The 21,595-nt window shown below is 66.1% G+C and carries 20 protein-coding genes and 1 pseudogene; 7 read left to right on the top strand and 14 right to left on the bottom strand.

The genetic code is table 11. The features are described 5' to 3' along the window. Positions 1–14: 14 nt before the first annotated feature. From OXR63_RS06565 to OXR63_RS06525, 9 genes are all read right to left on the bottom strand, one after another. Complete coding sequence (locus OXR63_RS06565) at positions 15–1,541, bottom strand: SCO6880 family protein (RefSeq protein WP_267421144.1); 1,527 nt, start codon at positions 1,539–1,541, stop codon at positions 15–17. Further along, positions 1,534–2,895, bottom strand: a complete 1,362-nt coding sequence (locus OXR63_RS06560; RefSeq protein WP_267421142.1) for a hypothetical protein — start codon at positions 2,893–2,895, stop codon at positions 1,534–1,536. The genes OXR63_RS06565 and OXR63_RS06560 overlap by 8 nt, the downstream gene beginning before the upstream one ends. Beyond that, entirely contained in the window at positions 2,874–3,650 is a 777-nt protein-coding gene (locus OXR63_RS06555; RefSeq protein WP_267421140.1) for a hypothetical protein, read from the bottom strand. The genes OXR63_RS06560 and OXR63_RS06555 overlap by 22 nt, the downstream gene beginning before the upstream one ends. Before the next feature lie 25 nt (positions 3,651–3,675). Continuing rightward, positions 3,676–4,029 carry a TrbC/VirB2 family protein gene (locus tag OXR63_RS06550; RefSeq protein WP_267421138.1) on the bottom strand — a complete coding sequence of 118 codons (354 nt, stop codon included), beginning with the start codon at positions 4,027–4,029 and terminating at the stop codon, positions 3,676–3,678. Next, positions 4,026–4,811, bottom strand: a complete 786-nt coding sequence (locus tag OXR63_RS06545) for a hypothetical protein (protein WP_267421136.1) — start codon at positions 4,809–4,811, stop codon at positions 4,026–4,028. Before OXR63_RS06545 ends, OXR63_RS06550 begins: the two co-directional genes overlap by 4 nt. 74 nt (positions 4,812–4,885) lie before the next feature. After that, positions 4,886–6,022 carry an alpha/beta hydrolase family protein gene (locus OXR63_RS06540; RefSeq protein ID WP_267421135.1) on the bottom strand — a complete coding sequence of 379 codons (1,137 nt, stop codon included), beginning with the start codon at positions 6,020–6,022 and terminating at the stop codon, positions 4,886–4,888. Then, the gene (locus OXR63_RS06535) at positions 6,022–6,840 is read right to left on the bottom strand and encodes a hypothetical protein (RefSeq protein WP_267421247.1); all 819 of its coding nucleotides are present in this window, start codon (positions 6,838–6,840) and stop codon (positions 6,022–6,024) included. Before OXR63_RS06535 ends, OXR63_RS06540 begins: the two co-directional genes overlap by 1 nt. A 95-nt stretch (positions 6,841–6,935) precedes the next feature. Beyond that, positions 6,936–7,448, bottom strand: coding sequence for a hypothetical protein (locus tag OXR63_RS06530; protein WP_267421133.1), 513 nt, complete (start codon positions 7,446–7,448; stop codon positions 6,936–6,938). Between the two features lie 45 nt (positions 7,449–7,493). Further along, a complete protein-coding gene (locus OXR63_RS06525; protein WP_267421132.1) occupies positions 7,494–8,159 on the bottom strand; it encodes a helix-turn-helix domain-containing protein in 666 nt (221 codons plus the stop codon). A gap of 262 nt (positions 8,160–8,421) precedes the next feature. Between OXR63_RS06525 and OXR63_RS06520 the strand changes: the two genes are divergently transcribed. Then, positions 8,422–8,790, top strand: coding sequence for a hypothetical protein (locus tag OXR63_RS06520; RefSeq protein WP_267421131.1), 369 nt, complete (start codon positions 8,422–8,424; stop codon positions 8,788–8,790). A gap of 896 nt (positions 8,791–9,686) precedes the next feature. Continuing rightward, on the top strand, positions 9,687–10,904 hold the full coding sequence (locus tag OXR63_RS06515; RefSeq protein WP_267421130.1) for a hypothetical protein: 1,218 nt from the start codon (positions 9,687–9,689) through the stop codon (positions 10,902–10,904). A 1,601-nt stretch (positions 10,905–12,505) separates the two neighbouring features. Here OXR63_RS06515 and OXR63_RS06510 read toward each other — a convergent pair. From OXR63_RS06510 to OXR63_RS06495, 5 genes and pseudogenes are all read right to left on the bottom strand, one after another. Beyond that, entirely contained in the window at positions 12,506–13,471 is a 966-nt protein-coding gene (locus OXR63_RS06510) for a replication protein RepA (RefSeq protein WP_267421127.1), read from the bottom strand. A 252-nt stretch (positions 13,472–13,723) separates the two neighbouring features. Next, the gene (locus OXR63_RS06505) at positions 13,724–14,224 is read right to left on the bottom strand and encodes a ParB family protein (RefSeq protein WP_267421126.1); all 501 of its coding nucleotides are present in this window, start codon (positions 14,222–14,224) and stop codon (positions 13,724–13,726) included. 160 nt (positions 14,225–14,384) lie between these two features. Next, entirely contained in the window at positions 14,385–15,338 is a 954-nt protein-coding gene (locus OXR63_RS06500; RefSeq protein WP_267421125.1) for a ParA family protein, read from the bottom strand. A gap of 1,023 nt (positions 15,339–16,361) precedes the next feature. Continuing rightward, positions 16,362–16,595: pseudogene (locus tag OXR63_RS18520) on the bottom strand (recombinase family protein); the annotation flags it as partial. Between the two features lie 294 nt (positions 16,596–16,889). After that, on the bottom strand, positions 16,890–17,477 hold the full coding sequence (locus OXR63_RS06495; RefSeq protein WP_267421124.1) for a helix-turn-helix domain-containing protein: 588 nt from the start codon (positions 17,475–17,477) through the stop codon (positions 16,890–16,892). A 59-nt stretch (positions 17,478–17,536) separates the two neighbouring features. Here OXR63_RS06495 and OXR63_RS06490 point away from each other — a divergent pair, with 59 nt between their 5' ends. From OXR63_RS06490 to OXR63_RS06470, 5 genes are read left to right on the top strand one after another with little or no spacing between them, the layout of a single operon-like run. Then, entirely contained in the window at positions 17,537–18,682 is a 1,146-nt protein-coding gene (locus OXR63_RS06490) for a pyridoxal phosphate-dependent aminotransferase (RefSeq protein WP_267421123.1), read from the top strand. Continuing rightward, entirely contained in the window at positions 18,679–19,050 is a 372-nt protein-coding gene (locus tag OXR63_RS06485; RefSeq protein WP_267421121.1) for a RidA family protein, read from the top strand. The genes OXR63_RS06490 and OXR63_RS06485 overlap by 4 nt, the downstream gene beginning before the upstream one ends. Next, on the top strand, positions 19,047–19,586 hold the full coding sequence (locus tag OXR63_RS06480) for a GNAT family N-acetyltransferase (protein WP_267421119.1): 540 nt from the start codon (positions 19,047–19,049) through the stop codon (positions 19,584–19,586). The genes OXR63_RS06485 and OXR63_RS06480 overlap by 4 nt, the downstream gene beginning before the upstream one ends. After that, positions 19,583–20,059, top strand: coding sequence for a YbaK/EbsC family protein (locus OXR63_RS06475; RefSeq protein ID WP_267421117.1), 477 nt, complete (start codon positions 19,583–19,585; stop codon positions 20,057–20,059). Before OXR63_RS06480 ends, OXR63_RS06475 begins: the two co-directional genes overlap by 4 nt. Positions 20,060–20,068: 9 nt before the next feature. Then, complete coding sequence (locus OXR63_RS06470; protein ID WP_267421114.1) at positions 20,069–21,274, top strand: MFS transporter; 1,206 nt, start codon at positions 20,069–20,071, stop codon at positions 21,272–21,274. Positions 21,275–21,595 lie beyond the last annotated feature (321 nt).

The raw sequence follows: 21,595 nt of genomic DNA, 5'->3' as shown, positions 1-21,595 counted from the left end.
GTGCTGCAGCCGCATCAGTCGGTCCGATCCGTGACGCCCTGGATCGCCGTCGCGTATGCCCACGGCAGGACACCGAGCGGGAGCGTGGAGTGGAAGCCGGCGGCGGCGTCGGTCTCCACGAACCGGTACGCAATGCCGGTGCCGTCGAGGATGTTCTTCAGTTCCGTGGTCGCGTTCCGGATGCCGCGCTTGGACGGTTCGAACGTGACGGTGACCTCGATCGCGAACGCCGTCATCGAAGCGCCGGTCATCAGGTCCAGCTCCGTCTTTTTCGCGAGCTGCCGCCGGTACTTCGCCATCTCGTCGTCCTGGCCGGTGGCGGTGGTCGAGTTGCGGCGGGCGTTCGCACCGAGCTTCTTCGCCGCCTTGATCGCAGCCCCCGGGCTGAGCGGCCGGTAGAAAACGGCCGTGCGCTTGCGGAGGAACTTCCCGTTGGGCCGGAACAGCACCTCGAGGAAGTCCTCGGTGATGTGCATCTGCGGCGGAGCGACCATCATCGCCGTCATCGACGCGACCCCGTCGTGGTAGCAGATCCGCCGCTGGTCGTCGTGGAACTCGTCCGGGCCTGCCTGAGTGACCTTCATCCGGAACGGCAGCCCCGCGAGGTCATCGGAACCGAACTCCCGCGACCGCTCCGGCTGGTACGCGACGCGCACGGCACGGGCGAGGTCCTGACTGGTGGCCACCGCGGGACTCCCCGCACCGGCGCCGGCGAGGAGCGCACGGTGGTTCGGCAGTTTCGCCGCGATGTCAGCCGCGGCCTCGTCGACGTTCTCGGCGAGCTCGTGGACGCTCCACACGACGGAGGTGAACACCTCGACGTCGGCGTAGGCCGGCGGCAGGGCCCGTGCGCCCTCGCGGAGCTGACGCTGCGCCGCCGCGGGGGCATGCGGAGAGACCTCGCTGTCGATCTTGGCTATGAGGGGGTCGACCGATTCTTGTGCGGAGTCGACCACGATCACGGCGCCCTCGATCGCGGTGTCCCGTGACAGGGACGCGATCCACCCGCCGAACTCGGACACCTGCGCGTTGATGCGGTCCTGCGGGAGCAGCGCGGTGCCATCGGGGTGGCAGGTGAACGTCGCGGCAAGCAGCGGGTTCCGGGAGTCCTTCCGGTGGTGCAGGAGCACGTACTCCTCACCCTCACCGTCGACGCCCGTGATCTCCTCGAGGTCGGAGAGCATCCCGGGTAGCGCCGTCAGCGCGTCGTCCGGCAGCTCGGTGAAGAGCCCGGTGCGGTAGTGGTTCGTTCCCGCGCGCTGGCGCTTGCGGTCCACGCAGCGGTCCCAGACGCGAGCGGCGATCGTGCGACCGGCTGTCGGGTCCCCCCAGCGGACAATGAACAGGGCGTTGCCGACGACGCCGGCGAGGACGGCGAGGATGCCCGCGAGCCACCAGCCGACGACGAGGCAGACGACCATGACCATCACGCCGGTCAGGAGCATCGCCCAGCCGATGAGGGTCAGCCCGCCGAGGGTGCCCTTCGTGGTCGGCAACCAGTTGCCGAACCGGACCCGCTTCCCTGCTGTCGCGTCACTCACCGATCATTCCTTCCGCCGTGTTCGCTGCACCCTCAGAGCCGTCGGCCGCAGCTCCTGCCGCCGCCCATCCGGCCCGCGAGCCGGAGGACGAGCCCGAACCGGACTCCGACGCTCCGCCTGCGGCGTCCGCCCCACTGCTGCCGTCGCTTCCGCTCGAGCCGTCGCTTCCGCTCGAGCCGTCGCTTCCGTCCGCACCGGAAGCAGACTCCCCACCGACCATGCCGGCGGCACCGTCGCTACCGGAGCTGCTCCCGCTGGCTGTATCGCCGCTGCCGCCGTCGGCAATGGGCGTGCTGTCAGCGCCATACCCGGCACCGGCTGAGGCCATCTCCCCGCCCTCAGCAACGCTGGTGCTGGTCGTCGCGGACGTCGTCGTCGACGCAGTGCCGGCGCCGGCACCCGCCCCGGCGGATGCGCCGCCCGTTGCGACCGCCGCGCCGACCGCGACACCGGCCTGCAGCGCTGCAGCGCCAACGCCGAGCGCCATCGCACCGCCGATCGCGCTCCCGATCGCGGCGGAGGCCGGGATCAGCAGTCGCATGATCGCCGGGAGCGCGACGACGGCGAGGACGATGAGCATCAGTCCGTAGAGGACCCCGCCGACGCCGTCCTGGCCGTCCTTGAGTCGCCACGCGAACGCGTAGATCGACGCAGCGAGAGGTGTGTAGATGATGAACGCGATGATCCAGGCGGTGATCTTCTCGAACGCCTGCTCACCCCGCTTGAGCAGCGCGTAGGAGGCGGAGATCTGCCAGAACGCGTTGAGCAGCAGGAGCAACGCCTGACGGACGAACATGATGACCCACTGCAGGCCGACCGCGATCACGCCGAGCAGACCAAAGATCAGCGCCAGCCCGGGAGACGACGCCGCGAACCCGGCGATCGTGTACCCGCCGGTTGCGCTCACTCCGGACGTCTTCAAGATCCACTGTGCGTACTGGTCGCCGCCCCACACGAAGATCTGGATCGCAGCCGTTCCGAGCGTGATGACTGCGACGGCGCGGCCGAGCGCACTCATGACTTCCGGAAACGGCTCTCCGCGACGGGAGTACATCACCCGAGCCCCGGCAACAACGAGGCCGAGCGTGAGCAGCGCGATCGTGATCGGCAGTGACGTGTCCTGGAACCACTGGGTTGCCTTGTTGTCGAGCGACACGAGGAACCCTGATGTGGTCCAGCTCGTCAGGAACTGCTTCATGATGTCGTCGTAGGCGGCGAACATCGTCTCGGCGGCCTGCTTGAAGCCGTTCGACGCGGCTTGACCAGCTACGGCACCCACCGCCTTGCCGCCCGCGCAGATTGGGTTTGAGAAACAGAGAACGTCTCCGGGATTCATTGGGTATTGCCTCCCCAACTGATGAAGTCGCCCTCGCTCGGCGTCGTCGGGTTACCCGATGAAAGCTCGCCGTTGTCGAGGACTGAGAGCTTCCAGTCGTCGTCGACCCACTGCACCGAGCAGGCGATGCCGACGTACCCGGTACTGGTCGACGGGTTCGAATAGACGAGCGTCACGTCAGCGCGGTTCTTGGTGAATGAGTCGACGGTGAACCCCGCCGGATTCATACCGGCTGCACGCACCTGCGACGCGTCACTGCTCTTTGCCGTCCCCTCGACGTTCGCCGCTTTCCCCTTGGAATCGGCGATGTAGAAGTTCAGAGCGGCGGTGACGCCATGGTTGGTGTCGTACTGGCTGTAGATCGCGTTCTGCGCCGCGAGTGCTGCACCGAGCGGCGACCGAGCAAAGCAGGCGTTGAACCCGCTGATGGTCTTCGTGGGTCCGACGGACTTGGACACGGGCCAGGTGAGCCCTTCCTTCCCCGTCTTCCAGGTGAGATCAGCGGGAATCCTCGGCGTCGTCGAGCGGTCCATGACCCTGACATTGCACGGTCCGCCCGCGGCGGCGGCCGCGCTCTGCGTGGGGGCCGCCTTGCTCGTCGTGCCCTGCCCGTCGTTCTTCGCGGGTGCGAACACGCCGAGCAGGGTGGAGAGCAGCACCACGATCACGACCAGCGCGACGACGACGATTGCGCCAATCGCTGCGGGCTTGGAGTTCCAGCCGCGCTTGACGGTGTCGCCGATGCCCTTGTTGTTGCGGTTGCGTTGTGCCATGACGGCCTCCCGGGGTTGGTGTCGGTTATGCGCCGGGGATCTGCTTGCAGTTCGCCGACACCGACCCGAGGAAGATCGAAGCCACCCCCGCGGCCGCGCCGATCAGGGCTGCACCGCCGATCCACCAGCCGAGACCCTTGAGGGTTTCCCCGCCATCGTGGCGCTTGCCGGAGAAGAACATGCCGATGCCGAGGATGATGAGCGCGATGACCCCGAGCGCGATCGCGACGATGCGGGTCCAGAGCGTGGCGGTGTCGAGGGCGTCCTGCGCATTCCCGGGCAGGCAGTACGCCTGCGCGACGACCATGCCGGCACGGCTACTGGCGTCGACGAGTTTGGGTGACTTCGCTACGACGGCGTAGATGGCGTTGCTGATCATTCGGCCTTCTCCTTGTTCGACTGCGCCCCCAGGAGCGCCTTGGTGACCCGTTGCGCGGGTCGGGCTAGCTGCCCGGCCAATGCAGGGGAGATTTCTGCCACCGCGCGGAGGCGGGGAAGCCACGGCACCGACACGACCGGTACGGCGCCGGCAAGCACGCGTTGTTCGCGTGCGGCGGCCGGGACGGGCTTGCCGGGTGCATCGGCGACGACCAGAACGGCGTCAACGGCGTCTGTGCCGAGCGCGTGGATCGCGGCCTTGGTCGCGTTGATGCCGGCGGGTGTCGAGCGGCAGACGAGCACGACCAGACCGGTGGGCTCATCGGTGAGCTGCACCTCCGGGAGGTCGAGCAGGAGGGCCCATGTGCTGGCACCGGCGCCGGCGTGAACTCCAACCAATGACGGTCGCGACCGTGTCGGGGCCACTGGCTGTACGCCCGGGCCTGCCCAGGCCGCAGCGTCGTCGCCCTCGGCCACCGAGCTGCCGTCGAGTCGTAGAACGACCCTGGTTACTCGCGCCCCATCTGTGATGACCACGCGAACCGGTGCGGCCGCTTGAGCGATGCCGGCGGCGGTAGCAAGGATCGTTCGGCGGAGGTCCTCCCCCGTCGCCACGGTGAGGACGTGGCCGTTTACTGCCCACATCGGGCCGACCGCGTGCGTGACGATGACCGGCGGGACGAGCTCGGTGCCGCACTCGGTGCAGAACCGAGGGCCGAGCTTCTGGCTGCCGCAGACCAGGCACGCGCGCGGAGCATCGGGCGAGCCCTGGCTCGAACGCATCTCCAGTGCTCCACTCATGTCCACGAGTGTTGCAGATTTGCAAGATCAGCGCAATAAACTGGCCCTAGTAGGGGTTACTTGACATCTTCGGCACCACTTCGTCGCAGATTCGCAACGATCCAGTCGTTCACGTGAGCGGCGAAGAGCTTCGGTGCTGCGTTCCATTCCATCGCGTGCGGGCTTGCTGGGAATTGTTCAAGCACGACGCGGTCCGAGCTAGCGGCGAATGCCTCAGATGCTGCGAACGGCGTGGTCAGGTCACCCGTCGAGTGGATGACCAAGGTAGGGATGGACACCGTCGGTAGCGCATCCGTCAGGCTCAGCGTCAGTGGCAGGCGCAGCACGCGCGCACCGAGCCGTGATGACAGCAGGGCGATGGCTGACGATGCGAGCCAGCGCGGGACGCGTTGTCGGGCCATCCCGTAGTGGATGGTGCGTGCCCAGCTCACAACGGGAGACACGAGCACCAGCGCGTCGATCGAGGCGCCCTGCAGCCCCCGTGTTGTCTCCTCAAGGGCCACCGTTGCGCCGAGCGACCAACCGACGACGACGATGCGTGCTGCACCCTGCGACCGGGCGTACGCGATTGCTGCGTCAAGGTCCTGCCACTCGGATTGTCCGAGTGCTGAGGGCTCGCGTGTCTCGCCGGCAGCCTCGCGGTCGCCTCGATAGGAGATCACCAGCGACGTGTATCCGGCCCCGGATACTGCTTGGACGCTCCGTAGGGCCGAGTCGCGACCGGCGAGCATCCCGTGCACATGGATGACCCACGTGGACGACTCGGCGCCGGTGCCGGCGTACAGCCACGCGGGCTGGGAAGCGTGGTCCGTGTGGACCTCGACGCTTGCTGGCGGCGTCGTCATGACGTTCGTCGGAGTGAACACGTTCCCCGCCGCTCGCCCGTCGGTACCCGCCTCTAGCGCTGCAGGCTCCGCGAGGTGACGCACAACAGTGCTGCCGCCGTCGTCGTCGACGGCAGACGTGAGCACGGCCAGCTTTGTCTCGTCGTCGTGGAGGAGCCCGAGAATCCCGCTGAAACGCGTCAGCGGGATGCTGGTGAGCTCCACGTCCCCGTTGGGGCTGACCCGGACGATCTTGGTGGGCCGGGCGCGCTGCGGGAACACCACGGCGCGCGCGAGCAGGAACACAGCGGCGCAGTAGGCGGCGGCGAGCACGACCACTGCGATGGCCACGATGATGAGCGCGAGCATCAGGGGGTGACCTCTCCGAGCTTGTTGGACAGCGTGTGTTCAACGACCGCGAACACGATTCGTTCGCCGGCGGAGAGCTCCTGCAGGCCGACCTTGACGCGGTCGCGGATGTTCGCGGCGGAGTCGAACGCAAGCTGACGGTTCGACCAGCGGCGCGCTGTCGCCAGGGCAACGCGGTTCGCTCGGTAGTCGGGGCCGTGGCCGCGGGCGTCAACGCTGACGGTCCAGCGGGCAGCAGCCCACCAGAACGCACGTGCGCCGAGAATCCAGATGAACCCGGCGACGGCGATGAAGATACCCGAGAAGAAGGGCACCTCGGCGACGTAGTAGTAGTGCTCCCGGAACGCCGCTGAGACTGGACCGAAGTGTGCGACGAGGAGGTAGAGCACTTCGACGACGTCGCTGACGAGCATCAGGGACAGCCCCGTCACCCAGAACATCGTCGGCATTGTGCGGCGCTCCACCAGCATTCGAATGGTGAGCGCGGTGATGATCCCCATGACCGCCGTGTAGAGGGTGGCGAACAGCCACACGGCTGGCTGATCGAGGCGATCGAGCACGAACCGCGGGGAGGTATGCCCTGGGTTCGCGATGAGCAGGAACGGAATCGTGAACGCGACGATGGCAGCGACGACCGACCACCACGGCAGCCGCTGGCGTTCGAAACCGCGCTCGGCCGCCACAGCGTTGTGGAACGACCACATCGCAGCGACGGCGGAAGCGTCGCGTACAGGAGTAAGGAGGTTCCGGTCGCCGAGGAGCCCGTCGAGGACTGCGGGAGGGGCCGCGATTACGCCGTACGTCGCTAGGGACACCATGCCGAACACGGTCGCCCACCATGCGGGCTTCCGGTACGACCTCCGGGCGCGGAACGCGACAGCGACGATGAGGATCAGGAGACATGCGCTCTGGATCACCCGAAGTGCTCCTCTTCCGTCGTGTCGGCGTAGGCCGAGAGCCTGCGGGTGAACATGCGTGCCATCTCTTCGACGATCAGCTCTTCTCGCACTGACTCTGCGTCGTTCGACTCCGAGCTGTTCCGAGGGCAGAGGCGGAGGAACAGACGCGAGTCGGGCGCCGGCTGATGCGGCCGTGCGGTGCCCGGCGGGAACCAGTCCTCCGGAGCGCTCCGCACGATCAGATGGCACAGCTCATGCGTTCGACTCAAGAAGCTGTAGTAGTTGCTGTCGTCCGCCGGTACGAGGATCCCGGTGAACGTTTCCGCCTCGAACAGGATCCCAGTGGTTGCGCGGAGCGAGGCGTCCTTGATCTCGTCGAAGACCAGCCGCCGGCCGTAGAGCGCCGACACTGCGTTGCACAGGTCCTCGAACTCCGCCACATCGGGCAGCGGCGTCCTCCAGACGAGCGCGGCGGCGATCGCAGCAATCGGCTCGTGAGCGGCCTGCCCCTGGCGGCGTCCTCGCATGATGTCTCCCGTCCAGCGCTCCCCCTTCGGAGAGCACTCACTTCCCTAGGATCGGGGACCCTCTTCTTTGTCGATCAGCGCACGAATGGCGGACTCCACCGTGGCCATCTCCTCGGGTTCCAGTTCGTCCAGCGATCGCGCGGCGATCTTCGTCACGCCGAGCGATCGCATCGATCGAGCGAGGCCAAGCTGTGCGTCGATCCGCTGCGCTTCGTCTTCCGGCGTCTTCCCCAGGAGGTAGTCCGCCGGCACCTCGAGGAAGTCAGCCAGAGCGATCACCAACGAGTGCGATCCAGCACCATCGACGAACGCACGCCACTCCCGAAGCGACAGCAAGTGTCCGGTCTTACTCAGCGCCGCCCGCGCCTTCGTGTACGCCGCGTCCAGGTTGTCCCAGAGCCCGGACGCCTCTAGCGCGAGCCGGGCGCGGTCAGAACGGACAATCTCGTCGACGCCGTCGCCCAGATCAAGCCCAGCGCGCTTTGCTGCACGGGCCACCAGCTCGAGCGGGTCATCCCCGATCGCCCGGCAGAGATTAACCAACTCCACGACGGTTACCGGTCGCTTGCCGTTGAGAACGCGGTAGATGGTGTCGTGCGTGATCTCCGACCGCTCGGCCCACGCACGCACGTTCACGTACGCGACGCCCTGCGCAGCGCGCAGCTCAGCTGCAAGCGCTCCGTGCAGAGCTTGTGCGGAGGATTCGCTCATTGGGTCCACTCGAAAACGCTAGCAGCCGACGGTTCAGTACGCTTCTTGCAAAGATACAGCAGAGTTGCTAATTTGCAACCGTGCCGACTGCTCGACCACCTACCCCACGAGAGCGATGGCAACCACGTTGATGACTCCAACCGCCACCGCCCCGGCGAAGATCACCCAGACCCACGCTCGTCCACGTCGTGCTCTCACGGGTTGCTCGAAAGCGCTGGGTTGGGTTGGATCCGCGGTCAGCGTGGAACGATCGGTCTGCACGGTGACCACTCTCGCGCTTTCTGACTGGTATCAGGCCGAGAGCTCACCGGACGACGTGAGAGCCCTCGGTATCCGGCACACCGCGGCGACCTCCGTCGATAGACCGCGTGTTAACGCCACGCTCGTGCCTACGACCGGATCGAACGCAGGTGTGAAGCGCAATCGCCTTCCCCGCGGTGTTGACGCCGCGCGGATCCGAGACGTCGCACTGCACCCGGATACGGGGCGGGACTACCACGACGCCGCCCGCGCATCGGGGAACTTGAGCATCTCGCTCTATCTCGAGCGCCTGCATGCTCAGCTCATCGCTGAGTACGGCGCCCTGCCGATCCTTGACGACCCCCGGGAGGCCGCCCACACAGCCGCCTAAACGACAGAACCCCCGCACGAGGCGGGGGTCCGGGGCTAAGCCCCAAGTCATGTTCACAACCTGCTCGTGTCGCCAAACAGTCCAGGTCGTGACAGTTCCGAAGAAGAAGCCCGGTTGGAGCCGGGAGCCTTCGTCGTACCACCACCCCGAGAGGAGGAGGTGACGTCATCGTAACGCACATTGCTGCGCCCAGCACGTACGAATCTGCCCGCGTGTCCTCTCCGGATACCGCCTGGGCGTTGACGCGCGCGATCGCGCCGCGTCGGTACGTGAACCGCATGATCGCGGAGGCTGACGGGGCGATCCGGTCGAACAGCTATCCGTCGAAGTTCCCGACGGCGGGGCACACTCCCCCGTCGACGCCGTGGACGATCGACCTCACAGGCCTTGACGGACGGTTCCGGTTCGCTGCGTTCGACCTCGACGCGAAGACCCCGGAGGACTTCGACCAGGCGGCCGAGGACCTCGGCGTACTGGTGCGGATCCTCCGTGACGCACAGGTGCCGCACGTGGTGTGCCGCTCGAGCCCCACCGGCGGCTTCCACGTCTGGGTGCCCCTCGCCGGGGTCGACAAGGCCACGATGGTGCAGCTCGCCGGCGCCGCCCGAGCTGTCCTGCCGTCCCTTGACCACGGTCTGCTCTGCAACGACCGCACGGGCGCCGTCCGCCCGCCCCTGACCCCACACGCACGTGGTGGCGCGTCCGAGGTGATGGCCGGCGCCGGCGACGTCGACGTGCTCCGCACCCCGACCGTGACTGCTGGAGATCTCCTCCGCGTCACTGCCGCGTTCCGCGAGCTCCGTCCGACCGTGGATCCCACGGACTCCTTCCCCACCGGACCCGTCGACGCCCGGCACCACGCGCATCGGACCCTTCCGACGTGGGGTGAGGCGCACATGGCCACCGTCGCCGGCGGCCGCGACCCGTCCCGTACCGGCTACCTGTGCCTGCTCGCGGCCGCGGTGTCCGAATGGACCCTCGCCGACGTCGAGCACGCCGCGAAGACCGCACCCGGCATGGAGCACTACCGGACCCGCAACCGCCCCACCGGCGGCCGAGAGCCCCGACAGCCAGCCGAGGCTGCCGCCCGCCTAGAGCGGCAGTGGGTGAAGGCGCAGGACCGTGCGGTGCTGTACAGGCACGCGCCCGAGGAACGCGAACAACGCGACCTCACCGACCTGACCGGGATCGCCGACGTCGTCGAGGCCATGCTGCAGGCGTTTACCGCCTCCCCGGGCCGCTGGACCCGCACCGAGGCGGACTTGCACGACAGCACCGTCCTGACCTACCTCGCCTGGCTGTCCCTGCGCTCCGGCTCCCGCGACGTCGCCGCCGCACTCCGGTCGGTGGCGATCGCCACCGGCATCCCCTCGAGTACCGTCGACCGCTCGCTCCGTCGCCTCTACGCAGCCGGATGGATCACCCGCCGGCGCCAGGCAGACGGCCCCAACGCGGCCGTTTGGCGACTCACGGACCGGTTTTCCACACCCTCCAAACACGTCGGGCCACTTTACGATGTGACCGCCCGCCCCCCGGCCGAGCTCTTCGACGTGAGAGTCGCTTTCTTAGACGCTCTGGAAGATCGGCTCGACGCCGGACGGCACGACGTCTTCACCCGCGCAGCACTCGGACCCACAGCCCGCCGTGTGTACGAAAGCCTGACCACGGATGAGCACGCTCCTGAGGTGGTCGCTGAGCGTGCAGGACTCCCCCGCGGCCGTGCACGAGCTGCACTCGCACGTATGCGGCGCTGGACCCTCGCGATCGCCACACCCACCGGTTGGCGCCGGCGACTCCATGATTTCCGAACCCACGTGGCCAAGCAGCTCGGAGTGGACGGGATCCTCCAGCGCCGAGAACAGCAGTACGTCGACGAGCGCGACCTCTGGGCCTGGTGGCAGAACCACCTCATCCGCAAGGCCGGTAGATCCGGCCGCGACCGAACCCCCGCCACGCAGGTCGTCATGTTCCGATCCGTTGATGATCAGGGCGGCCCCGAGGCGTACCCGACTTACCCGTGCTCAACCGACGGGCGTGCTGACCACCAAGCCGCTATGAGGTTCGTCAGGGACGGGCTCCTGCAGCAGCTTCGCGATCTTGAGCTAGCTGCATGACAGCATGCATGCACGCCTGATTGCCGTTTTCTCCGCATGAACGCGTGCACGAAAAATTGCTTGGCGAGCAGCATGCACGACTCGGAACCCACATCGCTCACCGATGCGGACCTGCCAGCAGCAACGTCCGCTATCCGGACGATTGCTCGCTACCTGGCCCGGCAGCGCTTCTTCACAGTAGGCGAGTTCGGTCATGGCCGCACTGAGCGCAGGACCGCAGTCCGTATTGACGTGCCGGTCACCACTGAGCTGCCGTGTCTGCCCATCCGAAGGATTCGACTCAACCTCGAGCGAAGCCGAAGGACCCCGGAAGTAGCGGCCACCTCCGCTTCGTCGTACCTTCCGAGGAGTTCTCCACAGGAAGCAGCGACGAGGACTGGATGCCCACGCTGATTCCGTGGGTATCCAGTCCGCATTCGTGGGTGTCCGGTCCGAACCGCGTGGGTATTCGGTCCTACAACCGTGGGTATCTGGTCCACTGTCACGATGGCCCCTCCCCCGGCGATCGGCACAGGCATGCGGATCCTGCGCTTGGCAACCGGCTCCCCCTGTAGTGCTTCCTGTAGTTCTCTCCGGTAGCTGTTCTAAGAGCTGAGCAAACGCAACCACAGAGCTCCGGCGAATTTTCCACAGGTACCCGCTCTCAACCTGTTCCATTGAGGGGAGTTCTCTCTGTCGGCAAGGTCTCTACCGAATCGGTGCGCCGACATCACGGTGTCGTGGCTAGGTTCTCGCAGAGTGAGGACTGGATACCCACGCCGTTGACCGCGGTCGGCCGAACGAGCTGCGAACGACGAGGTCAAGCAACCCGCTACCACTCGGCCAGGGGACTGGATACCCACATGAAGATCGGCCGTGTCAGTAGGACCAGATGTCCGCAGATGCGCCCGCAAGGGACCGCTCATGAAGACCGATTACTGGTACGCCCGTTCTCCTGACTTGGAGTCAGGGGACCAGATACCCACGCACCGCGTCGTCGCCAGTCGAAGGACCAGGACCCACGTTTGAGGACCAGATACCCACGCCGCTCCAGCGGGCCCCGCCGCACACAGCATCGGTCGTCGCTCATCGAAATGAGTGGCCGACGAGCGGTGCTGCGGACCAGATACCCACGCTGTGTCTCGGCGCCACCGATCCGCCCGTGAGAGTAACCGCGACAGGTGGTGCCGGCGGGGACCAGATACCCACGTTCTCGGACTAGATACCCACGCCGAGACTGACGCCATAGGCAGCGAAAGCGGACTGGATCCCCACACATCGGCCATGATCGTCCAGAGCATTCGCGGACTAGATACCCACGTCTAGGACTAGATGCCCACGTCCTTGGACTAGATGCCCACGTCCTTGGACCAGATACCCACGTCTTTGGACCAGATACCCACCCAGGCGTTTACGTCTGCTCGGTAGGGGACGGGTGTCTACCTGACTGGCGCCGCCGCGGGTTGAGATCCAGCAAGCCCAGGTCAGGGGAAGGACCAGATACCCACGTGCCGCTGGCAGAGCGGCCGGTGAGCAAGGGCGGCGTGGGTATCTGGTCCTCACTGCGCAGAAGAAGAGGGGCGCCACCTGGCGCCCCTCCGCGGATTCCGGTGCTGTTCGGCCTAGTCTTCGACCTCACGTCGCGGCTTGGTCGGCTCCACGTGCGGCTTGGAGGGCCGGAGAATCAGGTACTCAGGCGTCGGCTCGACGCGAGCTTCCGGGTAGATGATTTTGATGGCTCGGAGGTGTCCCTCGAACGCCGCCTTGAACTTGTGCGGCTGCGTGTACTGGGCCCCAAACTGAAGGTTGAGGTCGTTCCACTTGATCCGAGTGGGCTTGCGCAGGTAGAACATGCGGTACGTCAGCCACAGGTAGATGTCCATGCGCATCGCCGACTTCCCAAGGGCCTTCATCGCGTTGAGGTCGATGGGAACTGGCGAGGAGACGATTGAGTCGTAGAACCGTTCCGAGAGGGTCACCGTGGACTGCCAGAGCCCTTCGTTGTCCTCGACGTCGTCCTTTCCGAACCAGAGGCGGACACTGTCAGCGATGCGGAAGTACTCGATCGCTTCACCGTGACCATCTGGGCGAATCTCCAGGCCCTCAACGCTGAGGTTCGCGCCAAACAGGCGACGCAGACCGTCCGCGACGCGCTTCGCGTCCCGGCCGCCGTGCGCGAGGCCGATCTTCGCCATGAACGCCTTCATGGACCGGCCGAGCTCGAGCTGCTTACTCTGCGTCAGGACAGCCTCGGTGGCCATCCAGTTCATCGCTTGCCGCGGCAGGACGCCGTACGGGTACGCGGGGGTGCGCTCACCCGTCTCGGCGTTCAACAGCAGCGCCGGCTGCATCATCAGCGACACTGAACCATTTCGCCGTTCCCAGTACGGGATGTTTCCCGGGTTGCGGTACGGGAGGGACACCTGAGCCCATATGCGCGCCGAGTAGCCGATGTCCATGGCGTCCTCGTCACCGCCTTCGAGGTTCGCTGCGTAGTTGACGAGACGCGCCGTGGTCTCGTCGATGCGGATCGGCGTATGAGCGGGCACATCGATGAGGGTCAGCTCGGTTGCAAGGGTGTCGGTCATCAGGACCTTCCGGGGCATGATGGAAGCAGTGGTCGCGCGGAAGCGGACTTGGTCAGTGCGCCCCACCCGGCAGAGCGCACTGTTCCTGGCGCTCCCCCATCCGAGTTGGTACCCCCACAGCGTGGCCGCGGATCAGATACCCACGGCGGAACTTGGTCGGCGTGTCGCAGAGTTCCTTGCCGTCGACGGGGCGGATACATGCTTCTGATCTAGGGGCGCCTCAGACATCGCGGTATGCGTCCGCTGCTGGAGTCATTCCGTCCGGCGGATGGGACGGCCTCGCGGTGCCTGCTTTTGGCGCTGCGGGAACGGTTGCCCGTGGTTGTACGTGTCCTCGAGACGCTTGGTCTCGTCCATGTAGATGCGAACCAGGATGTCCTTCGGGGTGACGTACCCCTCGTTGAGCATCGCAGCAGCGAACGCGTTGTTGAACTTGTCCCGGTCACCGCGTCGAACCTCAAACGTCACCTTCACGATGTCGTCCGGGTGTTCCGCCCCCGTGTCTCCGTCACGACGCCGCGTGTACGGCGTCGACGGCACCGGCAACGCCTGAGCGGCCGTAACCGGAGCAGGCTGCACCGGCGGGGAAGCCACCGTCTGCTCGGTCGGCTGCGGTGCGACATGTTGCTCGGGAACATCCGACGGTCGCGGAACCTGCTCGACGGGCGAGAACGGCGAGGGCTCCCCCACTGTCACGGCCTCGGAGTCGAAGGTATTTGTCGCTTCGGGCGGCGACGCGATGGTCTGCTGCACCGTGCGGTGAGGGGCGGGCGGAGGTGGGCCCACGGTGCGCGTCGGTTCTTGCGGCGCCTGCTGCTTCTGCTGCTGAGCCGCGCGGTTTGCGCGCAACAGTGACGCCGCCCCTCCCCCGCTGTTCGGCCGCCGCGGTGGGCCAGCAATCGTTCGAGCGTCGTCAGACATGCGACCCCTCCGTCTCTGCAACCTCTGCCTCAGCGGCCGTCAACCGCGCGGTGAGTTCCTGCGTCACTGCGTAGAGGCTGTCAGCGACGTTCCCGGCAGCCTGCGGGCCAGCGGAGATGTGCTTGGCACCACGACGGAGTGCTTCGTACCACTTCTCCTGCTTCTGGACGCTCTTTTCCAGTTCGTGGACGAGGACCCGCTTCTTCCGAGCGGCCTTCGCGGTTGCGCCGGAGTGGCGGACGTAGCTGGTGAAGATGAACTTCCGCGCCTCCTCGCTTTCAAGGGCCTCGACGACGTCGTCGGAGAACTCCTGACGCACCTTGGTTTCAGAGGTGCTTGAGTCGAAGTTCACGACGCCGAGGAGGTCCACTTCAGGGTTGATGTCCACGACCTTGTCGAGGCGTCGAGCGGTGAGTCGTAAGCCGTCGATGCTCGCGTCGTCGGCCTTCGCCGGGATGAGGATGTACCGAGCAGCGGCGACGGCGAGCATCTGGATGCTGTCGATGTTTGGTGGGCAGTCAAGGAGGATGAGGTCGTAGTTGTCGCCGATGGCTGCGAGCGACTTCGCGAGACTGAGGCGAGCGGCCGTGCCCTCGGAGCCGGACTGGCTCATTCGCGGGCTGATGCCCTTGTCGAGGATTTCGATGTGCTCTCCCCCGGGCAGGACGTCCAGGTTTGGGCGGACGTTCTTCAGCGGGATGAGAGTGTCACCGAACAGGACCGACTTCGACAGCGCGCTCCCCTTGTCGTCACCGTCGGTGTGGCGGTACCCGAGGTCGAGACCGAGATTGCCCTGTGGGTCGAGCTCGAGGATGAGCACCCGCCAGTTCGCCTCTGCGAGGATGCCGCCAATGTTGGCGCAGAGCGTCGTCTTGCCGACGCCGCCTTTGTTGTTGATGACGGCTACGACTCGTTGAAGTGATGACCGGTCCAAGGTGAGTGACATCTGCTGCTCCGCGGGTATCGGAGTCTCCCCCGCTGACTGGTGAGACTGGTGACGCTGGTCTGACTGGTAAGTACCTTCGTCTGCACTCACCACCCTCTCATCTTAACCGGCGTCCCCAGCGTCACCTGTCACGTTGGTGAAACTGTTTTGCGCTAAACGGCGTCACTGGCGTCAAAGGTGACACCGGTGAACGCTGCTGATCGGTGAAAAAGACGCTGGTACATGACTGGTGACACCTGCGTGACTGGCGTCGCCGGTAAGACCAGTGAGCATTGACCGGTCTCACCAGTGTCACCAGCCAGCGGCACTTCGCGTGTATCGACCGAACAGCAGCAAGTTGGGGTCTCGGGCTCACCAAGGGGGTTCGACCCGCCTTCGGGGCGCTGGGCGCCTGCCGGCGTTCATCTGAGACTACTTCGGACGGCCGGCTGCTTTCGCCACCAGTAGCATCTCACCAGCGTGACTGGTGAAGCTGGTCAGACACGTCGACACTGACAGGTTTGACCAGCGACACCGGTGCCACCAGTCAATCGCCTCTTGTGGCCTGACAAGGACCTCGAAAAAAGCGATTACGACTTGGGTGAGTACCACTATCGACCACGCACACGGCGCAGGCATTGGCATCGCGCTAATCGCCGCAGTCCTCGAAGGCGACCGACACGACGTCGCCACCATCCACGACCTGTACGGCGTGAGCACGTCGTCGCCGCCCTCGTTGCCACCGAACGGCAAGCGCTGCACTTCAGCGTGCCGGCGACCAGCGACCTGCTGTTCTCCTTGCCGGAGCAACACCAGGACGACAACACGTACCGCAGCGCCATCGTCCGAAGCCGCAACCGCCTCACCACCAGGGCGCAGGCGATTCGCTACAAGAGACAGCAGCTGGAGCACTACTTCCATACACAAGCGGTAGCCGCAGACGGGAGCCAGGGGGAGCCCGCTACGGCCGGCGCCGCTCGCCGACGACATACACGGCCTCGCAGCCGTCTTCGGAACAAGGTGAAGCACAGGGATGACGGTCGTTCACCTCGCAGCGGGCAGGTCGGACTCGAACTTGGCCACGAAACCCAGGGCATCTAACAGCAACCGGCTCACCGGGTCCGTGGGGGAGCAGACAGCCCCGTCGATGATCAAACGAGCCCAGCGGCTCGCCAGCTTTTCACCTCTGTCCGTCGCGTTACGCAATGACCGCGCGAGACGATCGAGCTTCGTCACGACTAGCGCGTCCCCAGGCTGGCGCGCCGCGAGCACCGAGTCGAACCCCGGCTGATCTCACCGAGTATTCGCCATGACCTTTTTGGGTGAACACTCAATCAGTCGCTACGCCGACCGCGATGAGAGCGTCGGTCCGCACCGTGAAGTGCTGACCGTCCATCGACACGCGGGCGTAGCTCAGGGGCCATCCGCTGTCCATGCGGACAGTCTCACTTAGGGCACCATCAGCGGAATCTATTTCGGACTACGTATCCGGACACGGGACGACCGCATGAGCCCGGGGGAGTGGTGCATCTCGTCGGCTGTCCAGTAGGCGATGATTCGAAGGCGGATCGCTTAGCCCGGGCTTGAGTCAGTCCGGGGGTACTTCATGACCAGCACTGCCACGGATAGCGGCGCGATACCCCGGTAGACGTGGGGATGATCGCCGGCAAAGGAGTGGCTGTTGGGTGCCTCAAGCCGCACTGAAGCGTGGCTGTTACCGACCTCGATGGCGCCGCCAATCAAGGTGACCGTTTCGCTCACGCCTGGTGCATGGGGAAGTGACTCGCGGGTTTGTTGGTCGATGGTCATCCGGTACACCTCCACCACGCCAGCATCATCGCCCCAGCGGTCGAGCAACGTAGCGTCGATGCTCTGTCCGTGAGCGTGCGCGGCATCCCGCGCGGGCCCCTCGAGGGGCCCCTCCGCAAGGAGGATGCTTAAGGGGACTTCCAAAGCGGTCGCGATGGCAAACAGGGTGTCAAGCGTCGGATTCCGCTGCCCCCGTTCCAGCTCGGACAGGGTGCCTTTACCAAGAGATGTAGACGCGGCAAGGGTCGTCAGAGACACCCCACGCGACTGTCGGAGATCACGGATGCGCCGACCGACTGCAGCGGCCATCGCACCAGAAACGGCAGAGGCGGCGTCCTGGTTAGATGGCATGCCTCTAGTCTAGTGTTCTGTAAACAGAACCCTTGGAGGTAGTGGTGACCGTCTCTCGCTTGCAGCACATCCCCGGTATCGGCGTAGACATTATGGGAGACCGCGCTGACGCGCTGGCTGACCCCTCCATGCTGCGTCTCGAGAACCTCGACACCGATCTCCGGCCACCGTCCATCGCACTCGCCCGGACACGTGAGGCGGTTGAGGAGGACAGCGCGAACAGCTACCTGCCGTTCCAAGGCGCAGGTTCGCTTCGACGTGCCGCTGCAGCGCATGTCGGACGGTCAGCGGGTCGTGCCTACGACCCCGAAACGGAGTGCTTGATCACCGCGGGTGGGCTCAACGGGATTCTGAACACGCTGCTGGCTCTTGTGGAGCCGGGCGATGAAGTCGTCATCGCTGACCCCATCTACGCGGGGCTCGTGAACCGCATCCACCTCGCCGGCGGTGTGCCCCGTTTCGTCGCGCTCGAGGCGACTGCCGACGGCTGGCAGGTGGACCCGGAGCGGCTGGCCGCAGCTGTCAGTCCGAAGACCGCCGCAGTGCTGATGATGTCCCCGGCCATGCCCACGGGCTCTGTTCTGGGCAGGGCCCACTGGGAAGCCCTCGCGGGAGCGTTAGAGAGGTCGAGCGCGTGGCTGATCTACGACGCCGCAATGGAGCGCATCCGCTTTGACGACGGCGAGCGAGTCCACCCCGCTCAGATCGACGGCCTCGCCGAACGAACCATCACCGTCGGCGCTGCATCGAAAGAGCTGCGCATGATCGGCTGGCGAGTCGGCTGGGTCGTCGGACCCGCCCAGATCCTCCGCGACATCCACCTCGTGGGCATGAGCAACGTCGTCTGCCAGGTCGGCATCGCGCAGGAAGCCGTCGCCGCCGCGCTCTCCGCGCCGGACGCTGATGACGACGTCGCTCGAGCGACCGCGACCTGGAAAGCCCGCTGCGACGAGATCGTCACACAGCTCACGGGCTACCCCGTCATCCGACCCGACGGCGGTTGGTCGCTTCTCATCGACACGGCCCCCCTGGGGATGACCGTCGACGCTGCGGCAGACCGGCTGTTCGAGCGAGGACGCATCGCCGCCACTCCGATGACCGGCTGGGGCCCCGCCGGAGACCGGTACGTCCGTCTCGTGTTCGCAAACGAGCCCCTGGAACGGCTCGGCGACCTTCAATCCCGCTTCGACGAGGCATGGTCATGACGGACGTAGCGCAGCGCGTTCCTGGTCAGCTTCGCGACTTTCCCGGAGCGGTCGTGCATTCCGGCGTGATCTACACAGCTGGCGTCGTCGACGAGAGCGCGCTTCACGGCCTCACCCGCAGCAGCACCGAGCAGATCGACGGTGCACTCGACGGCTTGATTGCAATCGTCGAGGCCGCGGGCGGCACCGCCGCCACCATTCTCCGCGTCGAGGCGTACCTCGCATCGTCCGAAGACCTGCCGGCATGGGCGTCGGCGTTCAGGGCGCGATGGCCGGAGAACCCGCCCGCCCGGACCACTCTCATCACCCAGCTCGCGCTACCAACTCTCACGGTCGAGCTCCAGGCCATCGCGGCGGTTAGCGCATGACCGGACACACCGCCCTGAGCCGGCCGGAGATCATTCTGAGACCGTTCCAGGAACGTGACCTCGACTTTTTCGCCACTCTGGCCCGAGACGAACGCGTGACTCGCTTCGTCGGTGACGGTCAACCGTGGAGCGCCGATCAGATCAGCAAACGCGCGATGCTCGCTCTTCGGCACGGCGCCACCGGTGAGCTGGGGGCGGTGCGGTGGTTCATCGCCGAAGAAGACGGCCGCCCCGTCGGCCTGTTCGTCTCCACGCGACGGGACGCCGCTGTCGAGATCGGCTACTGGGTTGCCCCGGAACAGTGGGGCAAAGGCCTGGCCGGCGCCCTCATCGATCACGGCCTCGATGTGCTCCCCAGCCTCTACGGGACATCCGACTTCTCCGCACGCGTGTCCCCCGACAACACCGCATCCGCCCGTGCCCTGACCCGGCGGCACTTCCTCCGCCAGGCACAGGTCGACGGCTTGGACGTCTACCTCCGGAGCGCGTTGCCGGCGCCCTCAACCCCCATCGAACGACCGACAGGAACACAGTGACCGAGAAGCTTCCCGCTGGCGCGCAACGCATCCAAGACCTGCTCACGAGCAGCGGACGTACCGCCGACGTGCTCGTCCTCGCCGCATCCACGCGGACCGCTGACGACGCTGCCGCCGCCCTGAACTGCCCCGTGGCCGCGATCGCGAACAGCTTGATCTTCACCACCGGTGTTGAGCCAATTCTCGTCATGACGAGCGGGGCGCACCGAGTGAACACGAAGGCCCTCGCCGAGCGAATCGGCGTGGCGGCCCTTGACCGTGCCACGCCCGCGTTCGTCAAGGAGACCACAGGGCAAGCCATAGGCGGGGTATCTCCCATCGGGCACCTTCGCCCCATCCGGACCATCATCGACGCTTCTCTCGCAGTCCACGAACGCATCTGGGTCGCCGCAGGCGCGCCTAACGCCGTCTTTCCGACCACTTTCGACGATCTCCGTGTCCTGACCTCAGGCCACATCGAGAACGTCACCTAAGACGCGGGTATGACGCGCGATCAAGCGATTGGGGTGACATCGGTCGCGGCCCTCTGCGCAACGATTGCCGGAGCGAATCTCCCCAACCCGCTTCAACCCGAATACGTTTACCGGTTCGACCTCACGCCGCTGCTGCAGGGGACGTTGTTCAGCTTGTACCTGGCAGCGCTCGTCCTGGCGCTGGCCTGCTCGGTCGTCGCGAGTCGGCGCAAGATCGGCACCCCGCGCGCCACGTTGCTCCTCGCCCTGGGAGCCACCCTCCTTGCGGACGCCGCGTTCCTCGCCGGGAGCAGTCACCTCCTCGCACTCTTCGCCGGCCGAGCCCTTTCCGGTATCGGTGTCGGACTGGCCACAGGTGCGGCCGCGAGCATCGCCCTCGCTCACCTTGGAGAGCGAGCACGCACCATGGTCGCCACCAGCGCAGTCCTCGGCTCGCTAGGAGGCAACCTCGTTGGTGGGGTGATCGGCACCTTCTTGCCTGGGCCGCTCCTGCTCAGCTATCTGCTCCACGGCACCGGCGTCGTCCTCATCGGCGTTCCCCTGATTTGGTTCGCTCCGCGACCCGCTCCTGTGTCAGACGCAGCCTCACGCTCCAACGACCGGGCCGTGTCGCCCTACCGTCGGCGCCATCGGGCGGCGGGCTACCTCCTGGGAGCGATTGCCTGGTCCACCGCCGGAGTCGTACTCGCCCTCATCCCGGCCGAGGAACGACGTCTGGCCGATTCCGCTACGCTGCTGCAGGCCGTCCTACCATCCAGCGTGTTCCTCGCATCGGCGTGGATCGGCCAGATAGTGGTTCGGCGACAGATCGCACGCGTCCGTGCCTGGCATGTTGTGGCGCTCATGGCTGGCGGGTTCGCCCTCCTGGCGTGGGCGCTTCGTGCAGCTGACTCGGACCTGATCCTGATCGGTGCGGTCGTGGCTGGGCTCGGTCAAGGCCCTGCCTACAGCCTTGGACTGGCCACGGTCGCCGCGGAACTGAGCCCCGCAGAGCAGGGCAAAGCGGCGTCGGTGTTCGCTGGCGTCGCTTACGCGTCTTGCGCAACCGTTGTGCTCGCGGCCGGCGCGGTCGGAAGCGTCACGAGCGTGCCTGATGCCATCGGGTGGGTCGGGGTCTTCACCGCAGGAGTAGGGCTTCTCGCCGTCGGTTGTGCGGGGCGGCCGCTGCGACGACCCGCACAGCTTCCTGCCGGGACGGAGCACATCTCGGATTAGGTGGCCGCATGGCGCCGATCGTTTCTAGCCGCTCGCTAACTGGTGGCTCAACGAACACGACCCGGCTCGCGTGGTTCTACCGGCAAGGATTGGGTGTTGAGACCGCCGTAGCGCCGGCAGAACGGCAGCAAAATATTCTGATCAGATTAACTGACACTCGCGGCGTCGCCGATACCCCCCGAGCGAAGTTGGCGACAAGTAGTGAGTCTGTCGAAAGTGCGGGCAGGTGACCTGGATGTAGCCCAAGCCTCGACTGCATAACCGGGGCGCTCGATCGAATCCCGCTCGATAGCTGGCGTCGAGGGCTGAGTCGTCAACCGT

The organism is Curtobacterium sp. GC_Cur_3, from assembly GCF_026544205.1.
Classification (GTDB): Bacteria; Actinomycetota; Actinomycetes; order Actinomycetales; family Microbacteriaceae; genus Curtobacterium.
The sequence above is the reverse complement of the archived record's forward strand: the minus strand, read 5'-3'. Positions and strand labels throughout refer to the sequence as shown.